This window comes from Thermonema rossianum DSM 10300 (genome assembly GCF_000426825.1).
Classification (GTDB): domain Bacteria; phylum Bacteroidota; class Bacteroidia; order Cytophagales; family Thermonemataceae; genus Thermonema; species Thermonema rossianum.
Window position 1 is genome coordinate 36,576 of record NZ_AUGC01000016.1, and the last position, 18,684, is coordinate 55,259.

The 18,684-nt window shown below is 48.3% G+C and carries 17 protein-coding genes and 1 rRNA gene; 10 read left to right on the top strand and 8 right to left on the bottom strand.

Annotated features, from left to right (window positions below; translation table 11 throughout):
• Positions 1–53 precede the first annotated feature (53 nt).
• Both K384_RS10650 and xerD read left to right on the top strand, forming a co-directional pair.
• Positions 54–245 carry a hypothetical protein gene (locus K384_RS10650; protein ID WP_038032167.1) on the top strand — a complete coding sequence of 64 codons (192 nt, stop codon included), beginning with the start codon at positions 54–56 and terminating at the stop codon, positions 243–245.
• The gene (xerD, locus tag K384_RS10655) at positions 242–1,201 is read left to right on the top strand and encodes a site-specific tyrosine recombinase XerD (protein WP_051633330.1); all 960 of its coding nucleotides are present in this window, start codon (positions 242–244) and stop codon (positions 1,199–1,201) included. The genes K384_RS10650 and xerD overlap by 4 nt, the downstream gene beginning before the upstream one ends.
• On the opposite strand, the gene K384_RS10660 is transcribed toward xerD, so the two are convergent.
• From K384_RS10660 to K384_RS10670, 3 genes are all read right to left on the bottom strand, one after another.
• A complete protein-coding gene (locus K384_RS10660; RefSeq protein WP_038032169.1) occupies positions 1,198–1,785 on the bottom strand; it encodes a bifunctional nuclease family protein in 588 nt (195 codons plus the stop codon). The two genes, xerD and K384_RS10660, sit on opposite strands and share 4 nt — an antisense overlap.
• A 157-nt stretch (positions 1,786–1,942) precedes the next feature.
• On the bottom strand, positions 1,943–2,920 hold the full coding sequence (locus tag K384_RS10665; protein WP_038032171.1) for an electron transfer flavoprotein subunit alpha/FixB family protein: 978 nt from the start codon (positions 2,918–2,920) through the stop codon (positions 1,943–1,945).
• A 38-nt stretch (positions 2,921–2,958) separates the two neighbouring features.
• Positions 2,959–3,696, bottom strand: coding sequence for an electron transfer flavoprotein subunit beta/FixA family protein (locus K384_RS10670; protein ID WP_038032173.1), 738 nt, complete (start codon positions 3,694–3,696; stop codon positions 2,959–2,961).
• A gap of 85 nt (positions 3,697–3,781) precedes the next feature.
• On the opposite strand from K384_RS10670, the gene K384_RS10675 reads away from it, so the two are divergent.
• Genes K384_RS10675 through K384_RS10685 form a run of 3 tightly spaced genes read left to right on the top strand, consistent with a single transcriptional unit; the run spans position 3,782 to position 5,100 of the window.
• Positions 3,782–4,105 (top strand): tetratricopeptide repeat protein, encoded by a 324-nt coding sequence (locus K384_RS10675; protein ID WP_038032176.1) that lies wholly within the window; start codon positions 3,782–3,784, stop codon positions 4,103–4,105.
• A 35-nt stretch (positions 4,106–4,140) separates the two neighbouring features.
• Positions 4,141–4,344 carry a hypothetical protein gene (locus tag K384_RS10680; RefSeq protein WP_157630134.1) on the top strand — a complete coding sequence of 68 codons (204 nt, stop codon included), beginning with the start codon at positions 4,141–4,143 and terminating at the stop codon, positions 4,342–4,344.
• 24 nt (positions 4,345–4,368) lie between these two features.
• Positions 4,369–5,100, top strand: coding sequence for an RluA family pseudouridine synthase (locus tag K384_RS10685; RefSeq protein WP_038032180.1), 732 nt, complete (start codon positions 4,369–4,371; stop codon positions 5,098–5,100).
• 14 nt (positions 5,101–5,114) lie between these two features.
• On the opposite strand, the gene K384_RS10690 is transcribed toward K384_RS10685, so the two are convergent.
• Positions 5,115–6,359, bottom strand: coding sequence for an ABC transporter permease (locus tag K384_RS10690; protein WP_051633331.1), 1,245 nt, complete (start codon positions 6,357–6,359; stop codon positions 5,115–5,117).
• A gap of 24 nt (positions 6,360–6,383) precedes the next feature.
• Between K384_RS10690 and K384_RS10695 the strand changes: the two genes are divergently transcribed.
• Positions 6,384–7,595: an exo-beta-N-acetylmuramidase NamZ family protein gene (locus K384_RS10695; protein ID WP_084147209.1), complete on the top strand. Its 1,212-nt coding sequence runs from the start codon at positions 6,384–6,386 to the stop codon at positions 7,593–7,595.
• A gap of 82 nt (positions 7,596–7,677) precedes the next feature.
• Positions 7,678–8,427 (top strand): alpha/beta hydrolase-fold protein, encoded by a 750-nt coding sequence (locus K384_RS10700; protein WP_071837494.1) that lies wholly within the window; start codon positions 7,678–7,680, stop codon positions 8,425–8,427.
• Between the two features lie 13 nt (positions 8,428–8,440).
• Here K384_RS10700 and K384_RS10705 read toward each other — a convergent pair whose 3' ends face one another.
• Genes K384_RS10705 through nth form a run of 4 tightly spaced genes read right to left on the bottom strand, consistent with a single transcriptional unit; the run spans position 8,441 to position 13,954 of the window.
• A complete protein-coding gene (locus tag K384_RS10705) occupies positions 8,441–8,800 on the bottom strand; it encodes a hypothetical protein (RefSeq protein ID WP_071837492.1) in 360 nt (119 codons plus the stop codon).
• Positions 8,775–9,167: a hypothetical protein gene (locus tag K384_RS10710; protein ID WP_038032183.1), complete on the bottom strand. Its 393-nt coding sequence runs from the start codon at positions 9,165–9,167 to the stop codon at positions 8,775–8,777. Before K384_RS10710 ends, K384_RS10705 begins: the two co-directional genes overlap by 26 nt.
• A gap of 41 nt (positions 9,168–9,208) precedes the next feature.
• Positions 9,209–13,276 carry a DUF445 family protein gene (locus K384_RS10715; protein WP_038032184.1) on the bottom strand — a complete coding sequence of 1,356 codons (4,068 nt, stop codon included), beginning with the start codon at positions 13,274–13,276 and terminating at the stop codon, positions 9,209–9,211.
• Positions 13,277–13,288: 12 nt separating this feature from the next.
• Positions 13,289–13,954, bottom strand: a complete 666-nt coding sequence (nth, locus tag K384_RS10720; RefSeq protein ID WP_038032185.1) for an endonuclease III — start codon at positions 13,952–13,954, stop codon at positions 13,289–13,291.
• A gap of 158 nt (positions 13,955–14,112) precedes the next feature.
• Between nth and htpG the strand changes: the two genes are divergently transcribed.
• The 3 genes from htpG to K384_RS10735 all read left to right on the top strand — a co-directional run.
• Positions 14,113–15,933, top strand: coding sequence for a molecular chaperone HtpG (htpG, locus tag K384_RS10725; protein WP_071837493.1), 1,821 nt, complete (start codon positions 14,113–14,115; stop codon positions 15,931–15,933).
• A 144-nt stretch (positions 15,934–16,077) separates the two neighbouring features.
• The gene (locus K384_RS10730) at positions 16,078–18,087 is read left to right on the top strand and encodes an OmpA family protein (protein ID WP_169737648.1); all 2,010 of its coding nucleotides are present in this window, start codon (positions 16,078–16,080) and stop codon (positions 18,085–18,087) included.
• 368 nt (positions 18,088–18,455) lie between these two features.
• Positions 18,456–18,684, top strand: a 16S ribosomal RNA gene (locus K384_RS10735); the annotation flags it as partial.

Sequence of the window (18,684 nt, forward strand, 5' to 3'; positions counted from 1 at the left end):
TATCATTCTTTCATGAAGTGCACTAAGCAATACAAACCAAAACACCTTCGGTTATGGGAAAAATAGAAAAAGTCATTTATCTGATTGCAGCGGTAGCTATTATTCTGTTGGCACTCCGCTTCATTATGGGGATTCTGAAAATAGCCATTGTACTTGCCGGTATCGGGTTTGTAGTTTTTTTGATATACAATCTGTTGCAAGACAACGACGAGGCTAAAAACAAAGCCGGAAATGATGACTTATGACAGAAACACTTGCCAAACAGTGGGATTTATACATAGAGCGCTTTAAAAACTATCTTTCGGCCGAACGGGCGCTGTCTGCCAATTCGGTGCAGGCCTACGTGCGCGATGTGCGCAAGCTGAAGGCATATGCCGTGGAGGTGCTGAAGCCGGCAGCAGGCCCTTTCAGCTTACATACCGAGCAGCTGTCCGGCTTTTTGTACTATCTGAACCGGGAGCTACAGGTAGCCGAGCGCTCACAGGCTCGCATCTTGTCCGGCATCAAAGCTTTTTACCGCTTTCTGCAGCTCGAAGATTTGATATCGGAAGACCCCGCCGTGTTGCTTGAGGCGCCCAAGCTGGGGCGGCGCCTGCCCGATACGCTCAGTGTGGAGGAAATAGATGCTATTTTGTCGGCTATTGACCTCTCTACTGATGAAGGCTTGCGCAATAGAGCCATGTTGGAAGTGCTCTACAGCTGTGGGCTGCGTGTCTCGGAGCTCATCGAGCTGAAAACAGGGAACCTCTATTGGGAGATAGGCTTTTTAAAAGTGATAGGTAAAGGCGATAAAGAGCGTTTTGTGCCCATAGGCAGCAGTGCCCGCAAATACTTGAAGTTGTATTTAGACACCGTGCGCAAGCATGTAAAAGAGAAAAAGGGGCATGAAGAATATGTGTTCCTGAACCGGCGAGGCACCAAGCTAACGCGTGTTTATGTGTTTACTATCATCAAAGAGCTGGCAAAGATTGCCGGTATTCAAAAAAAAGTGAGCCCTCACACTTTCAGACACTCGTTTGCCACGCATCTGATAGAGGGGGGCGCCGACTTGCGTGCTGTGCAGGAGATGCTGGGGCACGAGTCCATTACCACCACCGAAGTGTATATTCATTTGGATATGGACTATCTGCGCGATACTGTCCATCGTTTTCACCCCCGAAACCAACGACAGACAGGCGAGCGCACAAAAAAGGCAGACTAATTGCGGCGGTTCAACTCGTCCCGTATCTTGGCGGCTCTTTCGTAGTCTTCTTTTTCGAGCGCCTCTTCCAACATTTTTTGAAGCTGGTCGGTAGGCAGATGCTTTAGCTGCTCTTCAAAGCTTTCGGGGCGTTCGCCTGCCTCCACTTCTTCTTCCATTCCTTGCTCTTCATCTTCGGTATTGATGACAATGCCGGCTTCGTCCATAACAGATTCTTCGGCATAAATGGGGGCATTGAAGCGGATGGCAATGGCAATGGCATCAGAAGGGCGTGCATCGATTACCTCTGTTTGTCCGTCGCGCTCGCAAACCAGTTGGGCATAAAACACCCCCTCGCGAAGATCGGAAATGATGACTTCGCGCACCGATATGTCGAAAGCTTCTGCCAAACTGCGGAAGAGGTCGTGTGTCATGGGGCGGTTGGGGCGTATTTTTTCTATCTCTATGGCAATGGCTTGTGCTTCAAACATGCCAATGATAATAGGGAGGCGCCGGTTACCGTTCACTTCGCCCAAAATAAGCGCAAAAGAACCGGTTTGCGCTTGGCTGTTCGACAAACCTAATATTTCTAACTCTACTTGCACGGTTATTTTCGTTTTTTAAGGTTACAATCAAAAAAGCCTTGCCAAGCCTTTCCGGCTTGCAAATATAAAAGAGTTGGATGATTTTACGCCTAAAAATACAAAAAGAGGCAGCCTTCTACAAGACTGCCTCTTGAAAATATGCTATTGAAGTGCATCCCTATTTGCCTAAGCGTTTTTTGAGGGCTTCGGTTAGTTTGGGCACCACTTCAAAGGCATCGCCCACAATGCCGTAGTCGGCGGCTTTGAAGAAAGGTGCTTCGGGGTCTTTGTTGATTACTACAATGCACTTCGAGGAGTTTACACCGGCCAAGTGCTGAATAGCGCCCGATATACCGATGGCTATGTAAAGGTTCGGACTTACTTTTACACCGGTTTGGCCTACGTGCTCATGGTGCGGGCGCCAGCCCATGTCCGATACAGGCTTGGAACAGCCGGTAGCAGCACCCAGCACTTTCGCCAGCTCTTCAATCATGCCCCAGTTTTCGGGTCCTTTCAGGCCGCGGCCACCCGATACCACGATGTCGGCTTCGGGCAATGATATTTCGTCGCTGGCTTTTTCTACCTTCACTGTTTTTACACGGTTGAAGAGCGCGTCATCCAGATTGGGGCTGAAAGCTTCGATGCTTGCCTTTGCATCGGTTTTTTCTACCGGAAGAATATTTTTCTTGATGGCAATGATTTGCTTTTCGCCTTTCAAGATGGTGTAGGCAAATGCTTTGCCGGTATATACACTGCGTTTCACTTTCAAGTAATCGCCTTCTTTGGCAGGCAACTCTACCACATTGCCGGCAAAGGCGGCTTTGAAACGGCCGGCTACACGGGCAGCTACCGGGTCGCCCAACGACGACTTGGCCATCACGATTACCTGTGCACCGCTGGCTTCTACGGCTTGTGCCAAAGTTTCGGCATATGCCAACAGGTTCACTTGGTTGAGGCGGCTGTCGGCAGCGTGCATCACTTTCTGAGCACCATAGCCACCAATAGCTTCGAGCTCTTCTTGGGGCAGCTCGCCCAGCACCAAGGCGGTGGCACTTCCGCCAACCATTTCGGCTACTTTAGCACCATAGGCTACAGCTTCCAAAGACGAAGGCTTTACTTTGCCTTCATTGGTTTCAACAAATATTAAAACTGACATATTTCGTTCCGTTTTTGAGGTTCAGAAAAGAATGTAGATTAGAGTACTTTGGCTTCGTTTTGCAGCAAGTCGATAAGCTCTTCCACATTGTCGGGATCGATGAGCTTGCACTCTTTGCGCGGCGGAGGCAACTCGAAGCTGTCGGTTTCGGTCAGTACATCTTCGGCAAACGGAGGCAATACTTGCAGCGGTTTGGTACGTGCCGACATGATACCGCGCATGTTAGGTATTTTCCACTCGGCAATAGGCTCTTGGCAGCCCAATACCAACGGCAATTCGGCTTCGAGATACTCTTTACCACCTTCAATTTCACGGGCCATCTTGGCTACATTGCCTTCGATGTCGAGTTTCATTACCGGCGACAAGGCGGGAATTCCCAGCATTTCACCTACGATGCCGTGCACTACACCGCCGTTGAAGTCGATAGACTCGCGCCCCATCAAAATCAGGTCATAGTTGTTTTGCTTGGCAACGGCTGCAATCTGCTGAGCCACAAAGTAAGAATCGGTAGGCTCGGCATCGATGCGGATGGCATCGTCGGCACCCAAAGCCAATGCTTTGCGGATGGTAGGCTCGGTTTCGGCTGTTCCTACGTTCAGGATGGTCACCGAAGCGCCCAGTTCGTTTTTGAGGTCTATGGCACGCGAAAGTGCATAATCATCGTAAGGACCAATCACAAACTGCACGCCGTTTTTGTCGAGTTGCTTGTTGTCCGGAGTGAATTTAATTTTGGTGGTGGTGTCCGGAACATGCGTAATACACACTAATATTTTCATAGGTTTGCGTTTTATGTTTGTTTGTGTTGCATAACTCCTTGTGCAGCCGTGAAGTTACAGAATATAGCTTAAATACAAAAATAGTATGCATGACGAACGTATAAGAAAATTGAAAGAAATGTTGGCAGAGTCGCCGGACGATCCCTTCTTGTATTATGCTTTGGCGATGGAATATCAGCAAGCAGCCCCCCAAGAAGCACTGGCTTATTTGGAGCAGCTGCGGCAGCGTTTTCCGCATTACGCACCCACCTATTATGCGTTGGCGCATCTGTATTGGGACCTGGGGCAACTGGCACAGGCACGTGCCGTATTTGAAGAGGGCATAGAGGTATGCCGGCAGGCAGGTGAATCCAAACTTTTGACCGAATTGCAAACGGCTTTCCGGACTTTCTTGTTAGAAGAAGAGTAAAGTTTTTAGTTTTGTGGAACTTAAACCCGGAAGCTGTGCTTAAACTTCTCATCATTCTTTTTGGCATTGGCTACCTGCTGTATTGGACAGGCAAGGTGGCTGTACAGTTTTTCATAGGTTATCATAGCAAAGATTTTTCAGCCGGCAGGCGCAAAGAAGACATACGAATAGACTACGTGCCACCCAAAAAGCGGTCATTCGACGGCGGCGAGTATGTCGATTACGAGGAAGTAGAGTAATTTAAAAAAACAAATCAAACGACAATGGGAAAGTTCTTCCGTATAGAGGAGATGATTCTTTTCGAAGACGAGCATTATATAGTTATCAATAAACCACCGTTTTTATCGAGCTTAGACGAGCGCTTTGGCGTTGACAGGAAAGTGAGTGTTTTGTCTTTAGCCCGCGATTATCACGAAGGCGCGCAGTTGTGCCATCGTTTAGATAAAGAAACATCCGGAGCATTGGTGATAGCCAAACACCCCGAAGCCTATCGCCATTTGGCCATACAGTTCGAGCACCGCGAGGTAAAAAAAGAATATCACGCTGTGGCCGAAGGGGTGCACTCGTTTGAAAATCACGTGGTCAATCTGCCCATATTTCCAAAGCCGCAAAAAGGAATTGTGCGCATCGATTGGGCACAAGGCAAGCCGGCCATTACGGTATTCAATACCTTGCGTAATTATCGTGACTATACCTTGGTGCAGTGCTTCCCCGTTACCGGGCGCTTGCACCAGATACGTATTCACTTGGCAAGCATTGGCGCCCCCATCGTATGTGACGAAACTTATGGCGGGCAATGGTTGTATTTATCCCAGCTGAAACGCCGTTATAACTTAAAGAAAGACAGCGAAGAGTTGCCTGTCATTCAGCGCTTTGCTCTGCATGCCCATAAAATAGCCTTCCGGAATATGGACGACAGCCCGGTGGAAATAGAAGCCCCTTACCCCAAAGATTTCGCTGTATTGGTGAAGCATCTTGAACGGTGGAACTCATAGCCCGCCGGCCTGCTTCAGTCGAAGCGGATGGCTTTGATGGGGCGGATGCGGGCAATGACGCCGGCGGCAAGCCATAGCAGCAAGAATACAATAACCAATGCCCCTATGTTTACCCCTACGATGGAGAGCCAGTTCCATTGAATGGGCACGTAATCCATGAAGTAGTGTTTGCGGTCAAGGGGCATCAGCCGGAAAAAATACTGTACCGTAGCCAGCCCTATACCCAACAGGTTGCCCCATGCCAAGCCGGCCAGGGCAATGCGTAAGCCTTGCCATACGAAAATGCTTTTGATTTGCCGGTTGCCGGCACCCATGGCTTTGAGCAAGCCAATCATGGAGGTGCGTTCTACGATAAGAATAAACAACACGGAGATGAGATTGAAGCCAATGACTGCCACGATGATGCCCAGCAACACCCACACATTGTTGTCGAGCAATATCAGCCAGTCGAACATGTCGAAATGCTTGCTTTGGGCAGTCTCCAGATAGAGGTCCATATCCAATAGTTCGTCAATGAGAGGGAAGAACCGGGGGAAGGTGTCAAAGTCTTTAAGGAACACCTCCACGCCGGTGACCGTGTGGGCATCCCAGCCATTGAGCTTTTGAAGCAATCGTATGTCTGTAAGCAGAAAATGCTCATCAAAGAGGCTCAGGCCGGTATCGTAGATGCCTACAATGACCATTTTACGGAAGCGTGGGGGCTGTTGTATGAATGCTACCAACAAGGTGTCGCCGGTTTGCACACGCAGTGTATTGGCTATATATTCACTGACCACCACTTCAAGCGCTTCTTTGGAACCATGCCGTGCCGGCAGCCGTCCGGCAATCAAGTTCGGGGCAAAATAGGTGCTGTCAAAATCTTGACCGATGCCTTTGAGCACCACCCCCAACACTTCATCGTTGGCACGCAAAACGGCTGCCTTTTCTATATACCGTTGCGTGTGGTGTATGCCGGGCAGTTGCCTGATGGTATCGAAACAGGGGCGGCGTGTGTCGAGTGGTGGTGGCTCGAATGAGCGATTATTGCTAAATTTGATGATGCGGGCGTGGCCGTGAAAAGCAAATAGCTTTTGCTGTATTTGCGATTTGAATCCCAGCAACACAGCAAAAGAAAGCAAAGCAATGGCAATGCCTGTTGCCAATGTGGCTGTGGCAATACGTGTGGCAGTGCGGCTGAATGCATGACGGTCAGCCGCGCGCTGCTGTAAACGGGAAGCGACCCAACGTGCCCATTGAATCGTTCGTATAGAAGGAAGCACAAATAAAAAAAGTTATAGCTGTCGATGTTGCCAAAAATACACATCTTTCCTTTCTCTCTCAAATACCTGATGGTTTTGAGCCTTTGCTTGACTTCCTGCCGTTATGAAGGGCATGGGCAGCGTCTTACGGCAAAGGACACAGCGGTGCAAAGCCAATTACGCTTGGGCGCTGAACGCATGGAAGTCTATTTGCCTTTGCTTAAAGGCAAGAAAGTAGCCCTTGTGGTGAACCACACTTCCATGGTGGGACATATACACTTGGTAGATACCCTTTTGAGCAGGGGCATACAGGTGGAAAAAATATTTGCGCCCGAGCATGGTTTTCGAGGTACAGCCGACGCCGGCGAGCATGTGCAAAATGAACGCGACAAGCAAACACTCATTCCCATTGTTTCGTTGTACGGGAAAAACAAAAAGCCCCGTCCCGAGCACCTGCAAGACATTGATGTGGTGGTGTTCGACATGCAGGATGTAGGTGCACGCTTTTATACTTACATCAGCACCATGCATTATGTGATGGAGGCCTGCGCAGAGCAAGGAAAAGAAATTATCATTTTAGACCGCCCCAACCCAAATGGCGACTACATCGACGGACCTGTTTTAGCCCCCCAATTTCGCTCCTTTGTAGGTATGCATCCCATTCCTGTTGTGCATGGGCTTACGGTGGGCGAGTTGGCACAGATGATTGCAGGTGAAAGATGGATACAGGCGGCTGACAGCTGCAAGCTCACGGTAGTAAAGATGGAAAACTACAAACATAGTATGCGCTATGAGCCGCCGGTGCGCCCTTCGCCCAACTTGCCAAACTACCATGCCATTCGTTGGTATCCGACCCTTTGCCTTTTCGAAGGTACGGCTATGAGTGTCGGACGTGGCACAGATTTTCCCTTTCAGGTGGTAGGTTATCCGCATCCCGGCATGGGCTCATTCCGCTTTACGCCACACCCTAATATGGGCGCCAAACACCCGCTTTATGAAGGAAAAACATGTTATGGGCTTGATTTGCGAAAGCAGGTACCGCCCGCTTATCTTGCCATTGAGTATATCATCGATTTTTACAATCGTTTTCCTGACAAGCAGCAGTTTTTCAACCGCTACTTCGATACGCTTTGTGGCACAGACCAAGTGCGCAAGCAAATAGAAGCCGGTAAGAGTGCCGCGGAAATCAGAAGACAGTGGGCGAAAGACTTGGAAAAATACAAGCAGTTACGGGCAAAATATGTAATTTATGATTAAGCTTTGCTTGCCGTTGGTTTGTATTTTACTCTGTGGCATGGCTGCCACAAGAGAAGACGACTTTATGAAAAGCAGTGAAAGCATGTCGAAGGATTCAATTCAAAAACACACGTTGGAAATTGCCGGGCATAAAGTAGATGTATGGCTGCCGGGGCAGCCGCCCAAAGGCTGTATTTTACTGCTGCCCGGTTGGAACTTTTCGCGCACCGATTGGTGCGAGCGCTCGAGCATGTGCACGCAAGCCCTGCAGCGTGGCTTTGCTTTAGTGATGCCCGAAATGGGCAAGAGCGTATATGCCGAACAGCTGTTTCCCGAAACACGTCCCGATTGGCGGCAGTACCCCACGCGTCCATGGTTGCGGGAGCAGGTCATCGAGGAAGTAAGGGCACGTTTTGGCTTGCTGAAGCCGGGGCAAAACAATTTTGTGGTGGGGCTTTCGACCGGGGCCCGCGGTGCTGCCCTTTTGTGTTTAGATATGCCCGGCTTTTGGAAAGGTGCCGCGCTGCTTTCGGGCGACTATGACCAAACCAAAATGCCTTCCGATAATCTGATGCGCGGCTATTATGGCAGTTATCAACAGTTTGCAGAGCGTTGGAAAACGGTAGATAACGTCATTTACCGTATTTTGGAATGGCGCACCCCGGTGTACATAGGGCATGGGCGGAAAGACAAAGTAGTGCCACCGGCACAGTCGCAACACTTATGTGAAGTGTTGCGTAAGGTGTACCCTCAACTTACAGTAGAGTGTCATTTTCCGCTTGCCGGCCATGATTATACCTACTGGGACAGCGAGGTGAAGCCTATTTTGGATTTTCTGGAGTCGCTGCTTTGATACCCCCAAAAATTTATGTCCAGTATTTGCGCCATGCCCACAACGGGCGCTGTGTCAGGTAAGCAGGGTTGTGTTCGTGGGCGTAGGCTTCGCGCTCAAAGCAAATATGGCGGTAGGCTTGCCAATGGTTACGAAAGCGCCACAGCAGCAGCAAGTAATGCAGCAAGTAAACGATATAAAAAGGAAAAATAAGCAGCTCTAATTGTTGACGCAGGTGGATGCGTTCATGCAGCATAAGACGCCGGTCATGGCGCAAGTGGGCTTGTTTCAATAGAACAAACGGATACAAAGCCATGGCGCAGTAGCCCTTGGCAAGCAACCAAGGGCACACGACAATATAAGGCGGCTTAAGCCAGTGGCTCTTCTTCGTCATGAGGATAGGGCAAGAAGACGAAGTTCATAAACTCTTTATCCACCACAAAAAGGCAGCAATACTCGTCTATGGGCTTATACACCTGCTCGAAGTCGGTAAAATGCTCATCCGTAATAAGCCCCTGTTGGCGGAAGATTTCGGCATAAGAAATATAAAAATTCCACTCGCTGTTAATTTCTCTTTTATCGAGCAGCAGCCTGCCTATCTTCAGCTCTTCTTTGCATATGGGGAAGATGGGATAATTGGAAATTCCCCGCTTTTTCATCTGATAGGCTGCTTCTTTGAGCAAGTGGCTAATTTTTGCAAAGTCTTTGGTGATGGTACCTAAATATTTGCCTTGTATTTGTAATTCCGGATCGTTGTGCATGCTTGTTCTTTTTTTAAAACCGTTTGCAAAGTTAGTAGTTTTCAATGACTAAGGGAAAGGCCTGCTTGCAGGATGCCATCCAGCAGCAAGCCGAAGACAATACCAAAACTAAAGCCGTAGTTGATAAGTTCACGGAAGTAGCGTCCGGCAAAGCTTTGGAACAGTTTTTCTATCTCTTTCGGATTCATGGACTTGATTTCTTCTACTACAATGCCGCGCAGGTTGATGCTTTGAAGCAAAGTCGGCAGGTGCACCTCCAGGCTGTTCATGGCATAGTGTGTCAGGTTTTTCACCAGAAAAGCTTTGGTTTCCAGTGGCAAGTTGCTTATCAGTTTTTCCAGCAGGCTATCGTAAATGCTTGTAAGACTCTCTTGCAATGCATGTTTGAACTCTTCCGTATGCCAAAGCTTGTGCAGTGTATTTTGGGCATCGATGCGCAGCTGTTCAGTATCAAGCAGGTCTTTAAGAGGCTTATTTTTCGATACGGCAAAAAACTCATCTACCCAAAGCTTCTGCTGCTTCTGAATGCGTGGATGCCGAATCAGCGGCACCAAAAGAGCCGGCAGCGTTTTGTCGATACGCAGGCGTTCTATCCAAACAGAGAGGCTTTCGCGCCCGTAGAGCCGGTAGAGCAGGCGGCTTATCCATTGAAAGTCTTGCATCAGTGTTGCCTGCTGTTTGTCGTCAATGGTGAGCGGTGGCGTAAGCCATTGAAAAATGGCTTGCCATTTGGTGATTTGCTCAATTGAGGTTTCTTGCACAAGTTCAGATAAGCGGATGCGCTTGCTCACTTCCACCACGGAGAGGCTGCCTATTTCGCCGGCTATGTAAAGAAACTCTTGGTTGTGCAAAAAGCTATGCACCGTTTCCGATAAACGCTTGTGTTCAATGCCCGTATTCAATTCGCCGATGGGCAGCTTGCCTATTTGGTGTATTTCTTGGCGTAACAGCTGCCGGAAGACCGGCAGGCGACTCTCCAGATAAGCAGGGATGATATCATCGGCCAGCTCGTAAACGGTATCTTTAATTGTGCGCTTGTAAAGCACTGCCATGCCGTTTTCTTCTTTGGCTTTGGCATAGATATCTTCGGCAAGGCGGCTTTTGTTTTCTTGCATCCAGCGGATGGCTTTCTGCATAAAGTCTTGCAGTGTATGCTCAAGCAAGTGTTCGACTTCTACCATCAGGCGTCCGCCAAGCAGGCTTTCTATGGGGCGTTCGGGGCTTATTTCTTTCTGCAGGCGGGCGTGTAGTATGTCTGTTACGCGCTTCGCCAGGCGGGGCGTTTGCATCCATGCTTGAATCAGTTGTTTGCTGACAGTGGGTAACCAGTCTTTATCAGGAAAGCTTTGAATGATTTCATGCAGGCTTGCCGCTTGGTGCTTTTGGTGCCATGCCTGCCAGCGGTTAAACAGGAACTCATGCAGCTGCCGGCTGTTGATAAAATGGTTGAACTGCTGTGCAAATATTGGAAACAGGTAAGTGTACAGGCGTTTGAAATCATCTTCGCTCCAGTGTCCTATCTGTTCCAGGCGGCGTATTGCCAAGCGGCCAAGGCGTTCGGTAAAGCGTTCACTTTGTAAATACTCTAAAATATTGCTGCGTATGGCGCTTGTATCAAACTCTTTTAGTGTGGTATTGCCCAGGCGCTCGGTGGTGTCCTTAATCAAAGGGCGCACCAATACGCCAAAATGTTGGTCTATCAGCCGCAAGCTGCTTTCGCTGAGCCATTGGCTGAGCTGTGGGCGGTTTTCTTCTATCAATTGGGTTAGCAGGCGGTAGTCATCTTTTTGAATCAATTGAACAGCCTTTTCTTCCAATTGCGTGCGGTTTTCACGGAAGCGTTCTACCAGCTTGTCTTGGTTGAGCAGCTGTTCGCCTACAAAACGCCCCATATTTTCGGCAAAGCGGGCTTGGTTCTTGGCAATGACACCGGGCGTAAATGGCAAGCGCTGCTTACCTATGTAATAGGGACGGTAGGGGCGGAATATCATTTTCAAAGCAAGCCAGTTGGTACCGTAGCCGGTGATGCCATAGGCAGCCCCCGACAGCGCCAGGTTGGCGCCCCAACCGGGCAGGGCAGGCAAGGCATATAGGCCGGCACCGGCGATGCCGCCCAGCAGTGCCCCCAAACGCGTGATGGGCTTGACTTCCTTGCCCATAAACTCTTCCACCATATCGCGTATGCGCTCGGGGGGCAGCTTGCTAAGGTTATTGCGCACCAGCTCTTCTATGCGCCCTTTTAACAAGACCTCGGCATTGTTGACAAGCACTTGCTTGGTGCGTTCCGTAAGGGTATCTACAACTTTCTCGTTCTTCTGAATACGATTATAAAAAGGCAACAATGGCTGTCCGGCTATTTTTTCATATTCCGTGCGCAAGAGGGCAGTGGCTTGGCGGCTAAGCGAAGGAAGCCATTGCAGCCATTGCTGTGTGGGAATGAGCGTTTCAAGGTTGCGTTTTTTTACTTCAGCATACAAGGCTTGTTCTATGTCGAAAGCAAGCTGTGGCGAGTGAATACTTTTGTACCACCAGCGTGCCAGGTCTTGTATGAGTTGCCCTTGCTGATGCTCATCGAGTATTTCAATGAGCGGCTTCCCTAATAGTTGATTGACAGACAGGCGTTCTATCAACTTTTGCCATGCCGGTTCGAATTTTTCATCGGTTAAGAAAGTGTATATCTGCTGCGGCAGGCTTTCGCTTATCCGGCGGCTTATTTGGGGGGCAAGTTTTTTCAGTGGCAGCCATTTGCGCAAAGGCTCATTCAAGTAAACATACAGCTGCTTTGCTTTGAGTTTGTCTATTTCGTCTGTGATTCCCTTTTGTATGGAAGGCAACAGCACTTCCACAAAACGGTGTTTGGGAATATGGGCTACTATGCTGCCTATGCTGTTTTTTTGCAAATAATCCAGCAAGTAGTTGGCACCTTCTTGAGCAAGTGTTTGGGCGTCGTAGGTTTCGAGGTAATGGATGATTTTATCGACCACTTTGGTTTCGGCACTTACGCTGCCTACGAACAGGTCGATGAGCCACTCTTGTAATAGCGTTTGTGTATTCCGGCGAAACGTTTCGTCGATCAGCTCATCAATCAAATGCTTTTCGTTCTGAATAAAAGCAATGAGCTTTTCAAGCACACCGGGCAGGCGCTGCAGCAAAAAGTCTTTGAAGTGGGCTCCCATGTTTTTATCCAGCAGCTCGAAGAGTGTGGTATCTACCTTGAGCAGCTGTTCGTAGAGAAGCTTCAGGAAGGTTTCGAGGATGCGCTTGCCGGCGGGCTCTTGCAGCAGGCCGCGTACTTTCTCACGAAACACATGAAACATGCCGGCAAATTCTGCTTCGCTGATGTAATCGGAAAGACGCTCTTCGCCCAGGCGGTAAACCAGTGTCTCTACGGTTTTGGGGGGCAACAGAGTGTGTACGGCACTTTGTAAGCTATCGCGCAAGGGGGCAGAAAAATTATAGCGCAACTCAGCCGGCACAAACAACAAAGGCTGGCGCAGGATAGCTATCCATTCGGCAACAATATCCTTTTGAATGACCTGTTCAAGAGGGGCATGCAAAATGCCGTTGGGCGATGATGTGAACACGTAATGCAGCCACTCGGTATCGGTTTCATGTTTGGCTAAAATGCGGCGCAGGATACCGGCCAGTTGCCCCCCCACATGCTTCACTTGTCTTTCGCTGATGAGCGTAGATAACTCTAAATGGCGGCTGACCGCAGGAAAAATACGCTTTAAAGCCAGCTCAATGGCAGGTTCCAGGTCGAAGAGTATATGCTCAACGGCAATAGCCAAGTCAGGCACTTCGTTTAAGCGTGGCGTGTGGGCAATCCATGCCGGTATTTCTTCCGTCAAAAGCTGCTCGACCGTCTTTTGCAGTTCGGCGCGAAATTGCGGTGTGTCGAACGCAGCCCCTATTGCATGATGGGTGATGATGTCTTCTTCTACCAGCCGGCTGATGTTTTCCACAAACTCGTGATGTGTTTTGAGCACGATGCCCCCCAGACCAAAGCGTTTGCGGAAAAGCATATCTATGGCCAGGTCGTTGGTGTAGTAACCAACAATACCGCCTGTAATGCTTTTAGACAGAAGACTGAACCAATGAACGGCCATGACAAAAAATGTTTATTTCAATTTATTTTCAAAAGGCGCCACTTGCTGCTCATAGTAGAGGCAGTAGGCGCGCAAGCCGCAGGCATCACACTTGGGTTTCCGGGCCAAGCACACGTAGCGTCCATGCAAGATAAGCCAATGATGGGCACGGGCTACCAGCTCTTTAGGTATGTGTTTGACCAGTTCTTGCTCTACTTCCAAAGGGGTTTTGGCACTTTCATCCACCAAGCCGAGGCGCTTCGAAACACGGAACACGTGGGTATCAACCGCCATGGCAGGTTGGTCGTAAATGACCGACAAAATCACATTGGCGGTTTTGCGTCCTACACCGGGCAGCTTTACGAGCGCTTCCATCGTGTCGGGCACTTCGCCACCATATTGCTCTACCAGCATTTTGGCCATGCCTACCAAGTGTTTGGCCTTATTGTTAGGGTAGGAAATACTTTTTATAAGCTCATATACATCTTCCACTTTGGCTTGTGCCAAGTCTTGCGGGCTTGGGTAACGCTCAAACAGGGCAGGGGTTACCTTATTTACTCGCTCATCAGTACACTGTGCACTTAAAATCACGGCTACCAACAGTTGAAAGGGGGTTTCATAGTGCAGCTCGGTTTGAGCTTCGGGTTGGGTTTTCTGAAAGTAATCCAAAACCTTTTGGTATCGCTCTTCCCGCTTCATCTAGTTTATCGTTTTCATTTAATCACAAAACAACAAGCCAAAATATACAAAATAATCAAGCCAAGAGATAAATATGACAGAATGTCAGAGTCTTGTGCTTGGAATACCCTTTGCTTACCGAACAACAGGAGTAAAAAAACCAAAAGGAGGACAGCACTATGGCAGCAATAAAAGAGCAAGGACAAATTCAAGTAAGTACCGAAAATATTTTCCCCATCATCAAAAAGTTTTTGTATGCCGACCATGAAATATTCTTGCGTGAGCTGGTATCGAATGGCGTGGACGCCTGCCAAAAATTAAAACGCTTGGCGTCGATAGGGGAGTTTCAAGGTGAATTGGGCGAGCTAAAAGTAGAGGTCATCTTAGATAAAGAGGGCAAAAAAATCATTGTAAAAGACAACGGCATAGGCATGACCCCCGAAGAGGTGAAGAAGTACATCAACCAAGTGGCTTTTTCGGGGGCTGCCGAGTTTGTACAGCGCTATAAAGAAGCCGGCAATGACATCATAGGTAAGTTCGGATTGGGCTTTTATTCTGCCTTCATGGTAGCCGACGAAGTAGAGCTTATCACCAAGTCCTATAAAGAGGAAGCACCGGCAGTCAAATGGCGTTGTGCGGGTGATACGCACTTTGAAATAGAAGAAGCCACAAAACAAGAGCGTGGCACAGAGGTGATTCTGCACATAGGCAAAGAAGGCGAGGAGTTTCTCAACAAATTCCGCTTGCAGGAAATACTGGACAAGTACGCACGCTTCTTGCCCGTTCCTGTGTGGTTCGATGGCAAGCAAATCAACGACACCGAGCCTCTGTGGGTAAAATCGCCCCAAGATTTAAAGGACGAAGATTATTTGAGCTTCTACAAGCAACTTTTCCCCTTTGCCGAAGACCCACTGTTTTGGATTCATCTGAATGTTGACTATCCTTTTACCTTGACGGGCATTCTTTACTTCCCGAAAATCACCAGCCAGTTCGACATACAAAAAAGCCGCATACAACTCTACTGCCGGCAGGTGTTCATTACCGATGAAGTGCGCGACATTGTACCCGAATATCTCATGTTGCTTCATGGCGTCATCGACTCGCCCGACATACCGCTAAATGTATCGCGCAGCTACCTGCAGTCCGACAGCAACGTGCGCAAAATCAATCAGTACATCACCAAGAAGGTAGCCGAAAAACTACAAGAGCTCTTCAATAAAGACCGCAAAGCCTTTGAAGAAAAGTGGGAGGGGCTTGGGCTGTTCGTAAAATATGGGATGATTACCGATGACAAGTTTTTTGAAAAGGCGCAAAAATTCTGTTTGCTCAAAAACACCGAAGGGCAATACTTTACCATTGACGAATACAAACAAAAAATAGAAGCCGTTCAAAAAGACAAACACGGTACCATCATAGCGCTTTATGCACAAGACACCGATAAACAATATACTTACATTGAAGCAGCACGCAAGCGCGGATACGATGTGTTATTGATGGATGGCATCTTGGATGCGCATTTTATTCAGCGTTTAGAAATAAAGCTCGACGCTTTCCGCTTTAAGCGCGTGGACGCCGACTCTGTGGAGAAGCTCATCGAAAAAGACGATACCAACGCCACGCATGCACTCACCAAAGAAGAAGAGGAAAAAATCATCAAACTCTTCAAGGAAACCCTTCAAGACGACAAGCTGAATATCAAGGTAGAAGCGCTGTCAATACATGACCTGCCGGTAGTGATTACCTTGCCGGAGTTCATTCGCCGGATGAAAGAAATGTCACAGTTGCAGGGGCAGCCCATCAAACACTTGCCTTCCGACTGGCAAATTATTATCAATGGCAACCACTCCTTCATACAAAAAGTGCTACAAGAAGCTGATGCCGACCGCCAAAAATTACTGCTGCGCCATGCCTACGACCTGGCACTGCTTTCGCAAGGGCAGCTGCAAGGCAAGGCGTTACATGACTTCATTGAGCGTAGCTTGGCGTTGGCTGAAAAATAAATCCCATTGATAGACAAGCTCAAGAGGCAGGCCTTAATGAAAGCAGCGCCTGCCTCTTTTTTTGGTTGTAGGAGATGTGAGTTTTATGGAAAAATCTAAATAAAATCACTAATTTGTACCTTGTACCTTCACGAAATGGAAGCTATGAAGAAAGTTATTTTGATACTTGCAGCGATTCTTTTTGGAATATCTGCGCTTCAGGCACAATCAGTAAAACGCCTGCTTAAAGAGGCAGACGAGGATTTTGCCTATGGCGAATACACGGTGGCACTGCCCAAATACTTAGACCTGTTGAACCGCTCGCAAGAACTGGACGAAGAGCAGAAAAACCACTTGTTGTTCCGCATAGGCCTGTGTTACCTCAACACATCTCATAAAGATCTGTCGCTGCCCTACCTCAAAGAACTACATGAACGCCGCCCGGATTATAAAGAGTCGTTACCCTTCTATTTGGCACAAGCCTACCAATACAATCACAAATTCGAAGAAGCACTTCTTTTATATGAGCAGTACCTGAAAACACAAGATGCAGAAAAGAATGCTGAGCGGCACCGCACAGTGCAGAAAAAAATCCAAGAATGCAATTACGGCATACAGTATATGCGTGATCCGGTACCCGTAGTCATAGAAAACATAGGCCCAACCATTAATTCCCGTTTCCCTGACTATGTGCCTGTTATCTCTGCCGATGAATCTGAGCTTATCTTTACCTCGCGTCGCGACAACACTACCGGTGGCGGGATTGACCCCGCTGACGGGCATTATTACGAAGATATTTACATATCCTATAAAAAGAACGGGAAGTGGACAGTACCTGAAAAGCTGCCCCCACCCATCAATACAGACTCGCATGATGCTTGCATTGCACTTTCACCCGATGGCAACACGCTTTTTATCTATAAACCCGGGCAAAAGGGCATGGGCGATATTTATATGTCTCAAAAGAAGCCTGACGGGAGTGACGGGAGTTGGTCCGAACCGGTTGATTTAGGCAAAAATATCAATACTAAATATAGAGAGCCCTCGGTAAGCATTACGGCAGATGGCAAAACCATCTATTTCTCCAGTGATCGCCCCGGCGGATACGGTGGCTTGGATATTTATCGCAGCCATTTGCAGGCCGACGGCTCTTGGGGACCGGCCATTAACCTCGGCTCTAAAATAAACACCCCTTACGATGAAGATGCCCCCTTTATTCACGATGACACCACCCTCTATTTCAGCTCACAAGGGCATACATCTATGGGAGGGTTCGATATCTTTATGAGCACCTACAAGAATGGAGAGTGGAGTACGCCTGCCAACTTGGGGTATCCCATCAATACTGCTGACGATGATATTTATTTTGTGCTTTCTGCCGACAACAAAACCGGCTATTATGCCTCTGCCAAAGAAGGGGGGTATGGAGAAAAAGATATTTATACGATTCGAATGCCTTCGCTTGAGCGTATCAAAAAGCAAAATCAAAGTTTACAGGCAAAAGTCGAGGTGAACATCCGGAAAATAGATGCCCCCCAACAACAAGGATTACCACCGGTGGTGGTCCTGAAGGGAATGGTGATAGATGCTTTAAGCAAACAAAAGCTGGTGGCAAAGGTGGAACTGTTTAACCTGAATGACAATCGCTTGGAAGATGAGTTCCAAACAAGTAACCCGCTTGGCTTTTTTGAGTCTGTAATGCGTGCGGGACAACGCTACTTAATTACTGCCGAAAAAGAAGGATATCTGTTTCATAGTGAATACTTTGAAATACCGGCGGCGCAACAATATCAAGTGGTTGAACGTACCATTCCGCTCCAGCCGCTGCGCAAAGGAGCGAAGATAAACCTGATGGTGTTTTTTGACTTTGACAAGGCAGAACTGCGCCCCGAGTCTGTGCAAGAACTAAAACGCTTGGTGGAGCTGCTGCGCAGGCACCCCTCTTTGAAGCTTGAAATCGCGGGGCATACCGATGCCATAGGTACAGAAGAGAAGAACTTAGGTTTGTCCAACAGACGGGCACAAGCCGTAGTAGATTACTTGGTGGAAAATGGCATTGCCCCTCATCGTTTAAAGGCAGTCGGTTATGGAGAGTCACGCCCTATCGCTTCTAACGATACAGAGGAAGGAAGACAACTGAACCGCCGTACCGAGTGCATAGTTGTTGATTTTTGATATTTGTAATTATCTGGTAATCTTGTTTTTATGTTTGGTTTTAAAAATTTTTTCTTTCGATGTCTTGCGTAGAATTTGGGAGTTACCTACCTTTGCAGTCGCAAATGAGGGAAACGGAGCGGCGGCAGGCGGCTTCCGAAAAAAAAGAGGGGCAGAAATTTGGAGGGAATGAAAAAATAGTTTTACCTTTGCAATCGCTTTTGCGGGCAGCGCAGGGCGAAAAAAGTTAACAAAAAGTTTGCAAGGAATTAAAAGAGTAATTACCTTTGCAACCCGCCTTTGGAAGGAAGGCACAAAGGCTCTTAGGAGTCAGACGTTCTTTGACCTAATGAAAGAGAGTTCACGTTGTCGGGAATCAAACTTTTTTTACAACGGAGAGTTTGATCCTGGCTCAGGATGAACGCTAGCGGCAGGCCTAATACATGCAAGTCGAGGGGCAGCGGGTCTTCCTTCGGGAAGATGCCGGCGACCGGCGCACGGGTGCGTAACGCGTATGCAACCTGCCCTGCACTGGGGGATAGCTCAGGGAAACTTGAGGTAATACCCCATATGCTCATCGAGGGGCATCCCTTGTTGAGGAAAGCTCCGGCGGTGCAG